This window comes from Sorangium sp. So ce726 (genome assembly GCF_051521405.1).
Taxonomy (GTDB): Bacteria; Myxococcota_A; Polyangia; order Polyangiales; family Polyangiaceae; genus Sorangium.
This window is the reverse complement of record NZ_CP150349.1, coordinates 2,460,798-2,476,689: the sequence shown is the minus strand read 5'-3', so window position 1 is coordinate 2,476,689 and position 15,892 is coordinate 2,460,798. Positions and strand designations below refer to the sequence as shown.

Annotated in this window: 14 protein-coding genes; 2 read left to right on the top strand and 12 right to left on the bottom strand. The window is 70.7% G+C overall.

Going from position 1 to position 15,892, the window contains the following annotated elements; all coding sequences use genetic code 11:
- Nucleotides 1–5 precede the first annotated feature (5 nt).
- The 3 genes from WME79_RS09430 to WME79_RS09420 all read right to left on the bottom strand — a co-directional run bounded on the left by WME79_RS09430 (nt 6) and on the right by WME79_RS09420 (nt 1,640).
- Nucleotides 6–365 (bottom strand): gamma-glutamylcyclotransferase family protein, encoded by a 360-nt coding sequence (locus WME79_RS09430; RefSeq protein ID WP_437534361.1) that lies wholly within the window; start codon nt 363–365, stop codon nt 6–8.
- The gene (locus tag WME79_RS09425; protein ID WP_012234363.1) at nt 362–733 is read right to left on the bottom strand and encodes a response regulator; all 372 of its coding nucleotides are present in this window, start codon (nt 731–733) and stop codon (nt 362–364) included. The genes WME79_RS09430 and WME79_RS09425 overlap by 4 nt, the downstream gene beginning before the upstream one ends.
- A gap of 502 nt (nt 734–1,235) precedes the next feature.
- Nucleotides 1,236–1,640, bottom strand: coding sequence for a response regulator (locus tag WME79_RS09420; protein ID WP_437534359.1), 405 nt, complete (start codon nt 1,638–1,640; stop codon nt 1,236–1,238).
- A 512-nt stretch (nt 1,641–2,152) separates the two neighbouring features.
- Between WME79_RS09420 and WME79_RS09415 the strand changes: the two genes are divergently transcribed.
- Nucleotides 2,153–3,859, top strand: a complete 1,707-nt coding sequence (locus WME79_RS09415) for an oxidoreductase (protein ID WP_437534357.1) — start codon at nt 2,153–2,155, stop codon at nt 3,857–3,859.
- Between the two features lie 40 nt (nt 3,860–3,899).
- On the opposite strand, the gene WME79_RS09410 is transcribed toward WME79_RS09415, so the two are convergent.
- From WME79_RS09410 to WME79_RS09395, 4 genes are all read right to left on the bottom strand, one after another.
- Nucleotides 3,900–5,309, bottom strand: coding sequence for an adenylate/guanylate cyclase domain-containing protein (locus WME79_RS09410; protein ID WP_437534355.1), 1,410 nt, complete (start codon nt 5,307–5,309; stop codon nt 3,900–3,902).
- A complete protein-coding gene (locus WME79_RS09405; protein WP_437534353.1) occupies nt 5,306–7,312 on the bottom strand; it encodes a hypothetical protein in 2,007 nt (668 codons plus the stop codon). The genes WME79_RS09410 and WME79_RS09405 overlap by 4 nt, the downstream gene beginning before the upstream one ends.
- A complete protein-coding gene (locus WME79_RS09400) occupies nt 7,309–7,530 on the bottom strand; it encodes a Franean1_4349 family RiPP (protein WP_437534351.1) in 222 nt (73 codons plus the stop codon). Before WME79_RS09400 ends, WME79_RS09405 begins: the two co-directional genes overlap by 4 nt.
- A gap of 113 nt (nt 7,531–7,643) precedes the next feature.
- Nucleotides 7,644–8,771, bottom strand: coding sequence for a geranylgeranyl pyrophosphate synthase (locus WME79_RS09395; RefSeq protein ID WP_437534349.1), 1,128 nt, complete (start codon nt 8,769–8,771; stop codon nt 7,644–7,646).
- An 89-nt stretch (nt 8,772–8,860) separates the two neighbouring features.
- Between WME79_RS09395 and WME79_RS09390 the strand changes: the two genes are divergently transcribed.
- A complete protein-coding gene (locus WME79_RS09390) occupies nt 8,861–10,864 on the top strand; it encodes a C1 family peptidase (protein WP_437534347.1) in 2,004 nt (667 codons plus the stop codon).
- 11 nt (nt 10,865–10,875) lie between these two features.
- Here the strand turns inward: WME79_RS09390 and WME79_RS09385 are convergent, their stop codons facing one another.
- The 5 genes from WME79_RS09385 to pcnB all read right to left on the bottom strand — a co-directional run bounded on the left by WME79_RS09385 (nt 10,876) and on the right by pcnB (nt 15,784).
- Complete coding sequence (locus tag WME79_RS09385; protein ID WP_437534345.1) at nt 10,876–11,673, bottom strand: TetR/AcrR family transcriptional regulator; 798 nt, start codon at nt 11,671–11,673, stop codon at nt 10,876–10,878.
- Between the two features lie 155 nt (nt 11,674–11,828).
- The gene (locus tag WME79_RS09380; RefSeq protein WP_437534343.1) at nt 11,829–12,101 is read right to left on the bottom strand and encodes a hypothetical protein; all 273 of its coding nucleotides are present in this window, start codon (nt 12,099–12,101) and stop codon (nt 11,829–11,831) included.
- A gap of 209 nt (nt 12,102–12,310) precedes the next feature.
- Complete coding sequence (locus tag WME79_RS09375) at nt 12,311–12,757, bottom strand: NUDIX hydrolase (protein ID WP_437534342.1); 447 nt, start codon at nt 12,755–12,757, stop codon at nt 12,311–12,313.
- Nucleotides 12,754–14,349 (bottom strand): transglutaminase-like domain-containing protein, encoded by a 1,596-nt coding sequence (locus WME79_RS09370; RefSeq protein ID WP_437534340.1) that lies wholly within the window; start codon nt 14,347–14,349, stop codon nt 12,754–12,756. Before WME79_RS09370 ends, WME79_RS09375 begins: the two co-directional genes overlap by 4 nt.
- Before the next feature lie 184 nt (nt 14,350–14,533).
- The gene (gene pcnB, locus WME79_RS09365; protein ID WP_437534338.1) at nt 14,534–15,784 is read right to left on the bottom strand and encodes a polynucleotide adenylyltransferase PcnB; all 1,251 of its coding nucleotides are present in this window, start codon (nt 15,782–15,784) and stop codon (nt 14,534–14,536) included.
- Between the last annotated feature and the right edge of the window lie 108 nt (nt 15,785–15,892).

Below are 15,892 nucleotides of genomic sequence, written 5' to 3'. Positions count from 1 at the left end.
AGCGCTCATCGCCGCCGTGTCCGCCAGTCCCCCGAGGCGATCCGAGGCCACCCCAGCGCCTGCTCTGCGGGCATCAGGTAGGCCTCGCAGAGCGCGCCCTCCTGGAGCTCGATCGGCTCACGCCTGAAGAGATCGGGGCAGTCCTCGTAGAGGTCGAGCGAGGGCAGCGTCTCCGGGTCCGGCTCGTACAGCTCCCCGAGGACCGCGACCGAGCCCCCGCGCACGAGCGCCGGGTAGGCGCCGAGATCGGCGAGCTCGAACGACGGGGCGGTGCGGGCGGGCCCGAGGCACCGCGCGCGCCCGAGCAGCGCGTGCGCGCGCTCGCCGTGCATCAGCGTGCCGTAAACGAACAGGCGCGCCGTCACCGGCAGTGCTGTTCGACCGCGGCGAGCAGCTGCTCGAGGTTGATCGGCTTCTTGAGGAACTGCGCTGCGCCGAGCGAGGACACGAACTCGTCGCGGCCCGTCGCCGAGATGATCACCACCGGGATCGCGGCGAGCTCCGGATCCTTCTTCTGCTCCGCCCTGAACTGCCAGCCATCCATGATCGGCATCATGAGATCGAGCAGGATGAGCCCGGGTCTCGGATCCGTTCTCAGCGCGCTGAGCGCCTCGCCGCCGTGCGCCGCCGATGCGACGGCGTACCCCTCCTCCTGCAGGAGCTCGGCGAGGGTCTCTCGAATATCCGGATCGTCATCGACAACGAGGATCCTCTTCAAGGGAGTGGCAGGCACGGTGCATCAACCACTATGCGAAAGCCTGACGTCACGGCGAAACAGGGAAAGCCCTGAATCCCTGCTCGGGTTCCGCTTGATGAGGCTCTTTCTACTCTTTCTGCGAGGAAGGGGGCTCATGAAGGTCTCTCTACGTCTCTCTCCGGCAATCAGCGCCGCAAAGGCGCCTTGGAGCGGAGCCCGCTCCCGCGTCGCCCGTGCGGCCATGCAGCCGCGCGGGGTCGACGTCGGTTGAGCCGGGCAGCTCTGGCAGGCGGGTTCGGGCGTACGCATTACGGGGATCGATCGTCGGCGGTCGAGCCCGATGTTACAGCACGGTGGCGCTCCGGCGAAGCCGCTCTGTACCCGATCTGCGGCCAGCCAGGGTGAGCGCAGCGCGGCTTCTTCGCCATCCACCACGTCATGAGCTGCGATCCTACCACCGGCGCCGGGGGGCGCAGCAGCCCGGCGTCCGCCGGAACGATGGCCCGAGGCGCTCACGGCGTGGTCCGAACGGGCAGCATCAACGGTCGATATCTGTTGAGCCGGGCGAGCCGAGCGAGCCGAGCACCACCTTCGAGAGGGTGCCCAGCAGGACGTCGATGTCCACAGGCTTCGGGATGAGCGCGGCCGCATGCAGCCGCTCGGCGATCGCCTGCATCTCGTGGGGGAGGCGGGCGGAGAAGATCATGAGGGGCGAGGGCGTGCCGAGCCCCTCGATCTCGGAGACGAACCGGTCCGTCGTCATGCCCGGCATCGTCAGATCGAGGAGGACCGCGTGGAAGCGCCGCTCCGCGAGCGCATCGAGCACCGCGCGCGCGGTCGCGGTCAGCTCGACCTCGTACCCTTCCAGGGTCAGGAGCTCTTCCAGCATCGTCGCAGTGTCAACGTCGTCCTCCGCAACCAGGATCACGTGCTTGCCACACATGGCTCCCCTCGGCTTTCTTCAGTAGCGGGGGTCGCTCGCCAGGGCAGCGCGCCCTCTCTTCCCCATGCGGGGGGAGGACGGGATGGGCGCTCGACGCTGCCCGAGCCTCCACTGGCCAGCGGCCAGCGCAGCGCAAGCAATCGCGGTGATGCACCCGGTGTGACGAATCGCCCGGACACACCGGAGCGCTCGCCGCGGTGCGCCACACCTGCGACCACGCCGCGAAGTGCGCAGCCCGACAGTCCGCCGCTGTCTGCCGATCCGGTACGTTCCGTTCCCCCTCTCCCGCCCAGGGCACTATGAAAGCCCGACTGCGCGCCGGATGCAACTCCGGGCAGAACGAGCAACTCCGGGCGCAAGGAACCGACCGGGGGGGGCGAGGAGCGCGAGCAGCGCGAGCAGCGCGAGCAGACAGAGAGCGCGAACGGACTCCCCGACAGGGGAGACACCCTGGTAGACTCTCATGGATGCCTGGCGAACGCCGCGTCGCGCTACTCGCGATGGAGCCAACCATGCCGGACGGTGGGGGAGCGCCGTCCAGCCATGGAGTCCGTCGTGTCGAGGCCTCCTTGCTCGCCGATCCGGACCTCGCCGGCGTGCCGATCCACGTGATCGACGCGCAGACGAGGGATCTCGACGCGTGGGTCGCGGAGGTCGAGACCGTGGACGCAGACGTGGTCGGCCTCGCCGCGCACGTCTGGTCGTTCCCCACGTTCATCGAGGTCGCGCGCCACCTGCAGCGGAACCGGCCGGGGCGCACGATCGCCCTCTGCGGGCCCCTCGCGCGCCCCGCGATGTTCGCGCTCGCGCCCTGGCGCGACGCGACCGCTTGCATCGACGCCCTCGTGCACGGCAACGAGCTCACGTTCCGGAACATCGTCCGGTTGAGCGAGCGCTCGCCCGAGGCGCTGCGCGCCGTGCCGGGGCTGCACGTCTCCACCGCCGGCGGCTGGGTCTCGACGGGCGAACCGCCTTACGTGGGGCCCGACGAGCTCCCCTCGCCGATCCGGATGAAGCTGCTCCCGACCGATCGCATCGTCCCGCTCGAGATCTGCCGCGGGGGCGCCATGAGCTGCGCGACGTGCGGCGTCTCCCCGGGCGACGCAGGCGGCGTCTTCTCCGAGGCCTACCTCGTCGAAGAGCTGAGCGCGCTCCTCGCCGCCGGCGCGCCGGGCGCGCAGATCGTCGACGCCCCGCTCAACCTGAGCGCGGAGGCGTTCCGGAACCTGGTGGCCGCGGAGAAGCAGGTCGGCTTCTTCAAGCAGGCGACGCTGACAGCATCGATCGATCCGGAGCACGTGCACGACGAGCACCTCGAGTTCCTCCGCGGCGTCGCGCGCGTGTCGCTCGACGCGCGGCTGCCGCCGCTGAACAAGGAGACGGGCGACGGCACGCAGCGCCCCTTCAGGGAGTCGAAGTTCGCGAAGGTGATCGAGGAGCTCTCGACGTTCACGGACATCGAGGTGGACATCCTCCTCGGCCTCCCGGGCGACGGTCCGATCACGTTCCGGCGCACGCTCGAGCGCGCGCGCGAGCTCCCGTGCAAGGTCCGCATCTTCCACAGCCTCGTCCTTCCGGACGACCTCATGGTCCGCGCGCCGGCCTCGTTCGAGCTCCGCTTCGACCCCTTCACGCTGATGATGCGCTCCTGCCTCGGCTGGTCCGAGGACGCGCTCTCTCGCGAGCGTAGCCGCCTCATCGAGATGGCCTACCGAGAAGGCGGCGAGATCACGCCGGACATGTGGTCGTTCCCCGGGCCTCGCGAGATGCGGCGGCCGGCGATGCCGCTCGGCAGCGGCGTGATCCCGCCGGGCGCCGAGATCCGGGTCGAAGGCGCGACGACGCTCGCGCCGGCAGGCCAGGACTTGCAGCGCGTGCTCGAGCTCGGGATCAAGGAGGCGACCTCCGGCGGGTGGACGTTCGTGGAGGCCTCGGCGCGCCCGGGCGAGATCGTCGTCATCATGAAGACGCGCGACGGCGCGCTGGTCGTCGAGATGCGCCCCGCCTCGCCCACGGAGAACGCCTACAAGGTCGTGGACGGCGTCGCGTTCGGCTACCGCTCGCCGCGCGGCGTGAAGATGAGCGACGGCGCGCTCCGCCTGCTCGATCGCGTCCTCCAGCGCCTCCACGCGCCGGCGCGCACGGCGCTCGGCCTGTCGGCGCAGGACGGCGGCCCCGGCTCGGCGCGCGTCCGGCGCTTCCGCGCCACGCCCTCGTGACCCCCTCGCCCCGATCGCGCAGCGCGCCGCGAACCTTCAGCTACTCCTTGCCGCGCAGGGCGGCCGGCGCCCGCGGCGGTATCGATTCCATGGGACGGACCCTCGAGAGGAGCTCCCTCCGGAGCTCGCTCAGGCGCGCGGGAGAGAGATCCATGTGGTCCACGATGTACGGGTGGACCTGACGGCTCTTGCCTCGGATGCTCAGCGCGCCGGTCGGCTGCGCCGGGACGCAGTCGTCGAGGGTCGCGTACGTCGTCTGGCAGATGATGATCTTGGAGCCGAGCTCCTTGTTGAACTGCTCGAGGCGCGCGGCCGTGTTTACTGTATCTCCGATGCAGGTGTACTCCATGCGCTGGAGTGAGCCGATGTTGCCGGAGATGACGGTGCCGGTCGCGATCCCGACGCCCATCTGGATCTCGCCGACGCCGAGGAGCTTCCGCTGGTTCATGCGCTCGAGCGCCTGCACCATCTCGATCGCCGCGATGACGGCGCGCTTCGGCGCGTCCTCGACCGAGAGCGGCGCGCCGAACACCGCCATCAACCCGTCGCCGATGTACTTGTCGAGCGTGCCCCCGTAGCGGAACACGATCTCGACCATCTCCGTGAAGTACTCGTTCAGGAACGAGACCACGGCCTCCGGCTCGACCGACTCGGTGAGCGGGGTGAAGTTGCGGATGTCGGTGAACATCACCGAGACGTGCCGCCGCGTGCCTCCCAGCTTGAGCCGCCTCGGATCGGACAGGACAAAGTCGACGAGATCCTTCGATAGGTACCGGCCGAGCTCCTGCTTCTCGCGCTCGAGCCGGAGGCGGCCCATGGACTCCACCTCGGCCCGCACGACCAGGTTGCGCGACATCCGCGCGATGATGCCGGCGACGACGCCGGGGAGCGCGATGAAGAGGATCTGCTGGCACTGGTCCGCGATGTTGATGGCGTTCTTTCCGTAGACGGACACCGCGCTGATCGGGACCGCGCCGGAGCCGACCGTGACGGCGAGCACGATCGAGTTGAAGAGGGCCGACAGCCCCGCCGAGTACAGGCACGCCGCGAGGCTGTAGCGGAAGCCCGACATCAGGTTCCAGAGCACGTAGACGGTCGCGAGGTAGCTCGTGAAGTACTCGATGATCCCGGAGTGATTCCTCGCGTTCCCCAGGGCCGTGAGCGTCAGGAGCGCGAGGTCGACGAAGATGCTCACGTACTTGAGCCAGCCCACGTAGACGCCGGGGCGCAGCCGGAAGAACGCGTAGAGCACGAGCGAGTAGGCGAGGTACCCGCCGGTCAGGATCGCGAAGATCTGGTTGGCGGCCAGCGTGTTGATCGTCCACACGTGCATGAACGTGGCGGCGCTGAGCAGCGCGAACGCGAACCGGATGTGGTTCACGATCTGCTCGCCGCGCATCTCCTGCGCCTCCATGATCCGCACGATCTCGGGCGATTTCTCGATGCTCATGTGCGCCGCTCCTCTCCGCGCCGCAGCCGAGATCGCGCCGCGGCGAACCCACGCGCGCAGAGCGCGGTCGTCAGCGCTCCGCCCTGGTGGTACCCCTCGCGACCGCGCTTCATGGGCACCCGGTAGAGCGGCTCCGCAGGCCAGGAGCCGTCCACGAGCTGGCGCTCGCCGAGGTAGCGCAGCCCTCGCGTGAGGAGCAGCGGATCGGGCCGCTCCCTCATCGCCGCCCCCTCGAGGCACGCAGCCGTGCAGAGCGGCGCACCGAAGCCGCCGTCGAGCCGCTGCGATCGGAGCATCCGCGACAGCGTCGCGGCCTCGACCGCCGCGACCTCGTCGGCCCACCGCGCGCCCCCCGCCCTCTCCCGGTAAAGCCGCGCGAAGCGGAGGAACGCGAGGTCCGTGTACGAGGCATCGTAGAAGCAAGCGCCCTCGATGCCGTCCTCCGAGGCGGCGTCGAGCACGCGCCGCGCGTTCGCGTCGATGAGCCACGCGAACCGCGCCGCATCGAACGAGAGCAGGCCCACGAGCAGGTTCAGCCGGACGACCGCGCAGTCGTCGCCGGCCCACGCCACGCCCGGCGAGGTCGGCCCCGCGGGCCCGCGGTAGAACCAGGTCGGAACGACGCCATCCTCACCCACGTTGGCCAGCATGACCTCGATCCACGACTCCGCCCGCTCCTTCGCGGCGCCCGTCTCGGCGACCAGCTCGAGCACGACGCCGAGGAGGTCGGCGTCCGGCGGGACGTCGCGGAACGCGCCAAAGTAGCGGAGCTCTCCCGCCGGGATCTCATCGAGCAACGCCGCGGCTTCGGCGCGGACGTCGCGCCCGACCTCCCCGATCTCGATCAGCGCTCTCAGGATCGTCGCCCGGACGAACCAATGCCCGACCGGCTGCTCGCTCGATCCGAGCACGCCGAAGCGCTGCACTTCCCAGGACTCGCGCCACGGCGCGGCGTTCAGGAGGAACGCGACCGCCGCTTGCAGATCCACGCGCGCCTCGTCGGGCGGCGCCGGCTCGCCCTGCGCGCGCGGCGGCCCGAGCGCCGCGCCGGGGCCGAGGAGATCGCGGAAAGACATCAGCCCCTCGAAGAAGCGGAGGCGCTCGCCGAGCGCGTCGAGGAATTCGCGCTGCGCCTCGGCGAGGCGGCGCGCGCTCGGGCTCGTGCGAGGAGAGGTGGCCACGACCTCACGGGCCGCCGCGAGCGTCTCCTGCATGCGCGCGGCGAGCGCGGCGCGGTACGGGCGGGTCGCGAGCAGGCTGTGGATCTCGCCGCGGCGCGCGCGGGACGCGCGCTCGCCCGAGAGCGCGCGGAGCAGCGGAGGAGCGAGCCCCGGGTCACGCAGCCAGAGCGCGAAGAGCGGCGTGAGCGTCGGCGCTGCGAGGTCAGGCGCGACCGGATCGATCCAGAGGCGCACGAGCCCATCCAGCAGCCAGATCGGCTCGGCCACGGCCTCTCCGAAGCGACGGGCGGGCGCGAGATCGTCGCCTGCGACGAGCGCGGGCGCCGTCCAGAGGGCCACGGCCTCGCGCGCGCTGGCGGCGGTGGACGCCGCCATGGCGCCGGAGCCGTCGATCTCGATCACCGGGTTCTCGCGCCACGAAGCCTCCGCCAGCTCGGCCAGGCCCAGGAGCCACCCGTGCGCGCGCGCGTCGTCCGCGTGCCGCGCGAGGAGGCGCGCGGCGATCGTGCCCCGCGTGAGCGCGTCCGGAGCGCCTTCGATGCCCCCGGCGGCCACCGCGGCGACCGCCACGGCGGCGTCATCGGCTGCGTCGGGCGAGGACACCCGCCCGCAGAGCCGCAGCGCCCAGCTGGCCCACGGGATGCTGTACCCCGGCGGTGCGCCCACGCCGCGCCGGATCGCGAGCGCTCCCCACGCCGCTTCACCGCGCTGAAGCGCCCCCTCTGACAGATGCGCCGACCAGGCGCGCTCGCACACAGCCCGGTCACCCGGGTCGAGCCATGGCCAGGCGGCGGTCACCCCTCCAGCAGGGGACAGCGTCACATACCGACTCCGCCCTCACGCGCCGCGGCCGAGATGGCCGCATCGACCGCTTCGGGCGTCGAGGTCGCGGCATCCCGGATGCGCTGGAGCGTCTCCGCGCCGACGTCGTATCCCTCCGCCTGGATGGTGCGCTCGGGATCGGCAAGGAGCTGCTGGCGGAAGCTCGAATCCACGACGGCACGACCGATGAGCTCTGCCTCTGATTTCTTCGACGTCACGACTCCTCGCTTTCTCGCTCGGGAGGCTAGGAGACCTCCAAACGGCTAGCAAGTACAAGCAGGCGCGTCCGCGCGTCCTCGGGGGGTGTTGCGTCCGCGCACGACACACCGGTTCATCGCGGCGCGACGACGGGCTCGCCGGCGAGCGCGCTGAAGAACGCGAGGAATACCCGCCGCTGGATCGCGACCATGTACTGCTCGCGCTCTCTGCAGAAACGCGCAGCCTCCGGTAGCCCGAGGGCCCCGGCGGCGACCGCTGCGCGAGCGAGCTCACAACGCGCCTCCTCCAGGATGGCGTCGAAGCCGCCGCGCGCAAACAGCCGCGCGCGCAGCGCCGTCGCGCTGCGCATCTCCTGATCGCGACAAGGCCCGCTGTCGGAGACGACGGCCCCGCTCGACGGCGCCACATCTGCCTCAGCAAGCGCCCAGAGCCGGGAGAGCACATACGTTGTGTTGCCGAACGCACGATCCTTCTCTGCATGCAGCAGGTCCGCGAACAGCTGATGCGCTGCAACAAGGGCGGAAACGAACTCCTCGAGGGCGGCCAGGTGCTCGGCCTGCGACAGCGCAAACAGGGCCGCCGCTGCCGGGAGCACGAGCGGGCGCGAGCGAGCGAGCACCCGCCGGAACGTGGCGCCGTCCCGCGGGCCTGCGCCGCGGTGGAGCCGCCGCTCGAGGAGCATCGCCTCGCCGTACGCGAGCCAGACCTCTTCGAAGAGGCCCCAGAACGCGCTCCCGCCGGGCAGCGTGCGGGCGAGCAACGTCTGATGGCGAGCGAACAACGCCCCGGACAAGAGCACCGTCGCTCCAGGCTCACCGACCCCTTCGTCCAGCAGGTCGTCCTCGATCCGGACGTGCAGGTACCCGACCGCTGCCGCCTCGGCGAGGTCGACGGCGAGCGGCGGAAGCGCCGGCGATCCAGCGTCCCGCGCTGGCGCCGGCCCGCCGGGACGCGTCGCGACCCAGAGCGGCAGCTCGAGCACCGGGAGCGCCATCGGGTGCGAGAAGTAGCCCTCGCCCGGCTGCCCCTCGAACAGCCTGAGGCGCGCGGCGAGCTCATCGAACAGCGCGCCGAGCTCGCTCCCCAGCCGAGCCCGGAACGACGCGAGCCGCCGCAGCACCTCGGCCTCGAGCGCCGCCTCGATGGCGCCGCGCGCGCCCTCGCCTCCCCCTGCGCGGCTGTCCTCGCTCATCCCACCTCCGGACGGCGCTGGCGGCGCCGGCTCGGGCGACGCTAGCACGAGCCGCCTCGTCCGAGGGGGCGTGCGCCGCCGACTTTGCCCCGCGCGCCGCCCGTGCGACACTCAGCGACTTCACGAGATCAAAAACAATGATCGATTCCGAGCGTTTCGCTGGGCGTCACGGGGACATCACGACCGACGCGCGCGCTGACGTCCTCGATTTCCGCGACACCCTCTATCGCCCCACGATGGTGGAAGTGCCTCCGATCATGCCCCCGGAGCGCTTCGTCGAGCACGGCGTGCCCGTGCTCGATCAGGGCAAGAACAACGGCTGTACCGGCTTCGCGGTCGCCACCGTGGCGCACTACCTGCTGCGCAAGCGCAGGGTCTCGCCGGACCGCTGCCTCGTGAGCCAGAACATGGTGTACACGATGGCGCGCCGCTACGACGAGTACCCCGGCGAGGACGACGCGAGGGGATCCAGCCTGAGGGGCGCCATGAAGGGCTGGCACAAACACGGTATTTGCTCCGATGAGCACTGGCCGTGGGACGCGAATGATCTCCACGGCACGCTCACGCCGGAGCGCGCAGCGGACGCGATGCTCCGGCCGCTCGGCCTGTATCAACGTGTGAACCACAGGGACCTCCCGGCGATGCACAGCGCCCTCGCGGAGGTCGGGATCATCGCGGCCTCGGCGCTGATCCCGTTCAACGGCTGGTATTATGGGACCCAGAGGAACGGCATCATCCCGACGGTCGACAAGACGAATCCGTTCATCGCCCCCTGGGGAGGTCACGCGTTCGCGATCATCGGGTATGACGCGGAGGGCTTCTGGCTCCAGAACTCGTGGGGAGTCGGCTGGGGCAAGGGCGGCTTCGGTCGACTCTGCTACGACGACTGGCTCCAATACGGCTTCGACGCGTGGGTCGGGCGGCTCGGCGTCCCGATCCGCCTGAACCAGGCGCGCTCGCTCCGCCCGCTCACGTCCACCAGCCGGACGTTCGCCAGCCTGCGACCGCACCTCATCAGCGTCGACATGCACGGCCAGCTCCAGCAGCGCGGAGCCTACGGCACGTCCTCGGAGGACGTCCGCATCATCATGGAAGAGGATTTCCTGGGCGCGACCGCGACCTGGAAGCGCCGCCGGCTCCTGCTGGTCGCGGGCGGCGGGCTGCGCCGGCAGATCGACGCGATCAACCGGATGTCGCGCCTCCGGCCGAAGCTGCTTGGGCACGAGATCTACCCCATCGAGCTCCTCTGGGAGACCGACCACTACCCGCGCCTCCTCGAGATCCTCCATCGCGCCACGGAGGGGCGCCGCCACGACGGCTACGATCCCAGGGCGTTCGGGTTCATGATCGATCGGCGCGACGACGCCCTCGAGCCGCTCGTCCGCCGCATGGGCGGCAAGGCCGAGTGGGACCGCATGAAGCTGGCCGCGGGCGACGCGACGATGGACACCGACCACGGCGGCGTCCGCGAGATGATCGGCCGCCTCGCGTCGCTGATGGACAGCGATCCGAGGATCGAGCTCCACCTGGTCGCCCATTCGAGCGGCACATTCCTGCTCGCGCCGCTGGTCCAGCTGGTCACCTCGGAGAAGGGCAAGAAGATCGAGGGCGGCCCGATGCGAGGTCAGCTCGGGCTCGGGCTCCCCATCGAGTCGCTCTCCCTGCTCGCGCCGGCGAGCGCCATCGACGCGTTCCGCGACACGTACATGCCGCCTATCAAGAGCGGCATGGTGCGCCGGTTCGCCCTGTTCACGCTCACGGACGAAGCGGAGCTCCAGGACCACTGCGAGGTGTACGGCAGGTCGCTCCTCTACCTGGCGTCGAACGCTCTCGAGCGGCGCCCGCGGGTGCCCGGCACGAGCGGCGTCTCGCTGCTCGGCATGGAGGCGGGGCTCCTCGATCCGGAGAACGCCGACGTCCTTTCGCTCCTCACGGAGACCAAGGACGACCGGCCCGTCGTGTTTCCGAGGGCGGAGTGGATCAAGGGGCCCAACACGAGGCCGCCTCCCCACGGCTCCGAGGCGCGGCGGCATGAGGACTTCGAGAACGACGCGACCACGTGGAAGTCCGTCATCGCCCGCATCCTCAACCAGCCGTTCGCCGATCACCTGCCGCCCATGTCGGCGCGGGATCCGTGGTGAACGCGCGCCCCTCACCCCTCCGGGCGGCGCCGCTCCACTGAGCTCAACCCGCGGAGGGCCGGGGCGCCGAGCCGGGCGGACGTGAGCGGCGGCGCGCTCGCGCCGCTCAGGAGGAGCGCGAACGATGCCCGGATCTCCTCGCCGAAGTTGATCCGGAAGAGGCCCATATCGGGGCGGCTGCGGATATCGCGGATCACGTCGCTGGGATCGCAGACCTGGCGCATCCCGATGAGCAAGGCGTACATCCGGATGAGGGTCGGGCCGCCATGGCCGGGAGCGAGCGACGGCAGGCACCGCTCGAGCAGCACCCCGGTGCGCTCGATGTGACCCAGGAGAGAGAGCTTGAAGCGGAGCGCGGCCTCGTAGCTGACGTTCTGCTCGAGCACGCTGTGAAGGATGCCGAGCAAGCGTGTCATCGCGTCGCGCGCGGCGAGGGTCGTCGACAGGATCGAGGCGACGCTCGCCGAGGCGTCCTCGGCGGACGCCCCGGGCGCGCCGCGGCGGGCCCGCGGGGGCCGAGGGCGCGACGCGCTCGCGTCGCCGCGGGAGGCGCAGAAATGCGTCAGATGGATATCCACATCGTGGAACCACTTCGCGAGCTCTTGATCGACGACCGCGAGAAAGAGCTCCTCTTTCGTGGTGAAATAGAGGTAGAGCGTGCCCTTTGCGAGCCTGGTGCGCTCGGCGACCTGAGCCATGGTGACCTCGGAATAGGGGGTCTCCTGGAACAGCTGCCAGGCTGCGTCGATGATGAATCGCCGCCGCTCCTCCTTCTGCTCCTCCTTCCTCGCCCTCCGCGTCGAGCTCATAGACTCCCCGGTCTACGATGTCTCCAGAAGCGCCGCAATCCAGACTCAGCGGTCACCACACAGCGCGAATTCGAGCCGACGGGCGCGACCAGCGCTCGCCGCGATCGCTCAGCGGACCAGCGAAACGCATGTTGCAGCCGCAGTAGCCGCGTTCATCACATTTCGCCGGACACGGTCACACCGAACCCGTGCAGACCAAGGAACATCGGGGCGATGCCCGACCGCGCCACCCGCTTGACGGTGCTTGAGAGGGCGCGCGCGACCCGCGCTGGAAGCCAGCCCGAGCCCTCGGGTACGCCGGGACGTGTGGCGGCGCGCGAGACGCGCGAGACCCGCGGCGCGGGCAGCGCGAACAGGCCAGCGCCATCGTTACAGGGCAGCGCGAAGCAGAGAGGAGAAGAGACCAGGGTCGCCACCGTGACGACCACCAATCCCCTCATGATCGCCGAACCAGCGCTCACCCTGGCACCCACATCTAACCTAGCGCTGCAACCGGCGATTGTCGTGAGCGGCAGGGCAGCAAAATAACGTTGTTGCTGTCCAACAATGGAAGTTCGACATGGAGAGTCGCTCTTTCTGCGACATCCCACCTCGTCCACGACCGCGCCAAGTCGGGCGCTCCCTGGATCGCGCTGTTTCAGCCGGCGGCCGCCATCGCCAGGGCTTTGTGGATCACGCGGAGCGCGACGTCGGTGAGGCCGTAGGCCGGCAGCTCGGGGACGGGCACGAGGGCCACCTCGGAGGCGTCATCTCCTGGAGAGAGGGCGCCTCCGATCGACTCGCACAGATAATCGAGGATCACATAATGATAGGGAGTCGCCACGATCTCCACGACCTCCACGAGGGGGCCGACGCGGACGTCGAGGCCCGTCTCTTCGCGGATCTCGCGGGCAACGGCGTCCGCGAGCCGCTCTCCGGGCTCGACGCGCCCACCCGGGAGCGACCAGGAGCCCTCGAGGGGGGGACGAGCGCGCTTGATGACGAGCACGCGCGGCGCGTCAGGCGCATCCGGCCGGCGATCGATGACGACGGCGCCCACCGCGACGCGCGGGGGCGAGAGGGCGCATGCCGGCGCGTCGCTCACGGGGCGGCAGCTTCCGTACGGCCGGCCTTGCAGCGGACGTCGCCCGGCGTCGCGACCGCGAGGTCGTACTCGCCGAGCGCGAAATCGCCGGGGATCACGACGGCCCCGTCGTACCGGCCGCGGTCGTCGGTCGACAGCGAGCCGACCGTCACGCCCTGCGGCGCCGCGGTCCCCGTCAGGATCACGTCGACGCGGACGTGCCCGCACGGCGCCCCGGCGCTGCTGACCTGTCCCTGGAGGTGGAGGGGAAAGCCGCGGCGGATGTCCTTGTCCAGCGCGGTCACGACCACGTCGGTGCTCTCCGCCGCGCGCCCGGCCGCATCGCTCGTTGGCGTGGGCGCAGGAGGCGGCGGCGCGGCGGCGGCGCTGCTCCCGGCCCCTGGGCCAGCGGGCCCCTGCTGCGCCTGCTCAGCGCGCGTGCGGTCGGCGAGATCCTGGCCCGAGTCGCGCTGCTCCGGCCAGCTGTAGGGATCCGGCGGCGGCACATGGGGCGGGCGGCTCGGATCGACCTCCTGGTCCATGTTGAGGGCGGCTCCACCGAGGTCGATGCGGTGCCAGAGCGAGCCATCGAAGATCTCGACCCAGGCGTGCGCCTCGTTGACGACCATCCGCGCGGGGATCCCGATGTGCAGGGCCGTGACGAGGAACGCGAAGGCGCGGTGGCGGCAGACGCCTTTCCGCGAGAGCGCGAGATCCAGGTAGATGTCGCCGTTCCCCTTGGGCGGGTCGTCCGACGGGGTGAACGACCGGAAGTACTCGACCATCTTCTGTACGACGTCGCGCGGCCGCATCGCAGACGAGATGCCGATCGCCTGGGCGACCTGCCTGAACGCCGCCTCGTGGGAGGCCTCCTGCGGCGCGCGGAAGGGCTCGAGCTTGCTCCAGCTGACGTCGGCGAACTCGCTGCCGAAGGTCGCGCGGGCGATGGCGAGTTGCACGATGAGCCGGACGCGCGCGCTCTTCGTGCCGCGCACGAACCAGTTGTCGGCGCCGTCACGCAGGACGACGGCCGGGGTATCGGGGTTCACATGCATCCGCACGAGCCGCGTGTCCGGTCCGACCGTCGGGATCCGGACCGGCTCGTTGGGCACGAGATCGACCGCGATGTCCCCGTAGAACGCCTCGTCGCCCGCCGAGACGGCGCTGTCCGCCTTGACGGTCTTCAGGCTCCGATCTCGGACGACGAGCGAGTAGTCCGCCCTCACGGCGTCATACGCTTGCAGCCGCTTGAACGGCGCGGTCGCTGGGGAGAACGGATCGTCGTAGCGCTCGACGTTCGGCCGGCGGGTGTCTCGATCCGGCTCGTAGGACGCGTCGGGGCCGGCGTCGGATCCGACGTTGCTGTAGACCTGCTGCTGGTTCGACGGCGGGCGCTGCGGGTCGGGCGCCGTGGCCAGGCCGCTCGGCGTCTGGATCGCCGCGGGGAGCCCGCCGTCGAGCGTCGTCGTGGCGAGCGACACGTCCTCCGCGGGATCCGGCGCGATGAACTCGTGCAGGAGCGACGCCTGCGCATCGGCGAGCCGCGATACGGCGCAGGCGAGCGCGAACACGAGCAGGCTGCGCGCCGAGCCGCCGAACCGGCGCCTGGACACGGGGACAGCCGGCGGAGCAGCAGGACGCAGGCGTGCGACCGGAGAGGACATCAGGGGTCTCTTATGAAACCAGAAACCCCGGTGATGTTCCACGGCGGCTGGTCGGTCGCCGTCAGCTACCTGCCCGACGGCCACCTTCGATCGCGCCGCCCGCGGCGCTGGCGGCGCCCACGTCGATCACCGGTCAGCGCCGGAACTGCGCGGCGTCGGCGTGCTGGCGCCGCGGGTGCGGGGCGGAGCGCAGCCGGTCGATCGCTTCCGTCGACTCACCGCGCGCGGTGAGCTCGGCGGCGAGCACGTCGAGGGCGGGCTGGAAGATGTCCGTCCGCGCGAAGCGGCCAGCGCGACCCCCCGCGAGCCTCGGCAGGACGGCGACGATGCGCCGCATGCCGTCGGCGTAGCGGCGGGAGATGGCCAGCCGGTCGATGAGAGGCTCGAGGAAATCGGCGACCGCCGCCGCGCGGTCGCGGACGCCGTCGCAGGCCTCCTTCATCGGCTCGAGGAGCAAGAGCGTCCAGAGGACCGTGTCGTCGAGCGGCCGATCCGCCGCGGTGCGCCGGTCGACGTAGTCGAGCACGCGCCAGAGGCGCTGGCCGGGGCCGTCATCGCCGCGATCGTCGTAGAGCAGCGCCGAGACCTCCGGCAAGAGGACGTCGAGCACCCCGGTCTCCCACGCGAGGTAGATGGTGCGGCGCGCCTGGCCGCCGCGCAGCAGGCGCAGGATCTCCTCCGAGAGGCGCGGGCGCGCCGCGAGCGCGAGCGCGTCCCGGCAGTAGACGACCGCGTCGTAGACGTCGGGGGTGATCGCGAAGCCCAGCCGGCCAGCGAACTTGAGCGCGCGCAGGATGCGGATCGGGTCCTCGCGGAAGCGCGTCTCCGGATCGCCGATCGTGTGGACCACCTGGCGGCGCACGTCCTCCATGCCACCGACCCAGTCGAGGATCTGCCGCGCCTCCACGTCGTAGAAGAGCGCGTTGATCCGGAAGTCGCGGCGAAGCGCGTCCTCGTGCGCGACGCCGAACGCGTTGTCGCTGCGGATGAGCAGCTCGCTCCCGTCGTCTGTGTCCTCCTTCGGGTTGCGGCGGAAGGTCGCCACCTCGATGACCTTCCCGCCCTGGAAGAGGACGTGAACCAGGCGAAACCGCCGGCCGATGATGCGCGAGTTGCGGAACAGCTCGCGGACCTCTTCCGGCCGCGCGCTCGTGGCGACGTCGAAGTCCTTCGGGCGCCGATCGAGCAGCAGATCCCGCACACAGCCGCCTACCAGGTAGGCTTGGAAGCCGTGGCGTACGAGGCGTCGCACGACTTTCTGGACGTCCGGATCGATCCGCGCCTCGTCGAAGACGACCTGGTAGCGCCGCGGGGTGGGGATGTCCTCGTCGACGAACTCGACGCGGAACGGATCTTCGTCGAGGGCGCCTGTGTCCGTCGGCATGAGCTCGCCCTCGGGCCCAGCGCGTGGCCCGAAGGCGCTGCGGCTCTCGTACATCGGGAGTTCGGCGTCGTGAAACGCCGCTGTGCCGTTATCAGGTGATGGGGTCGC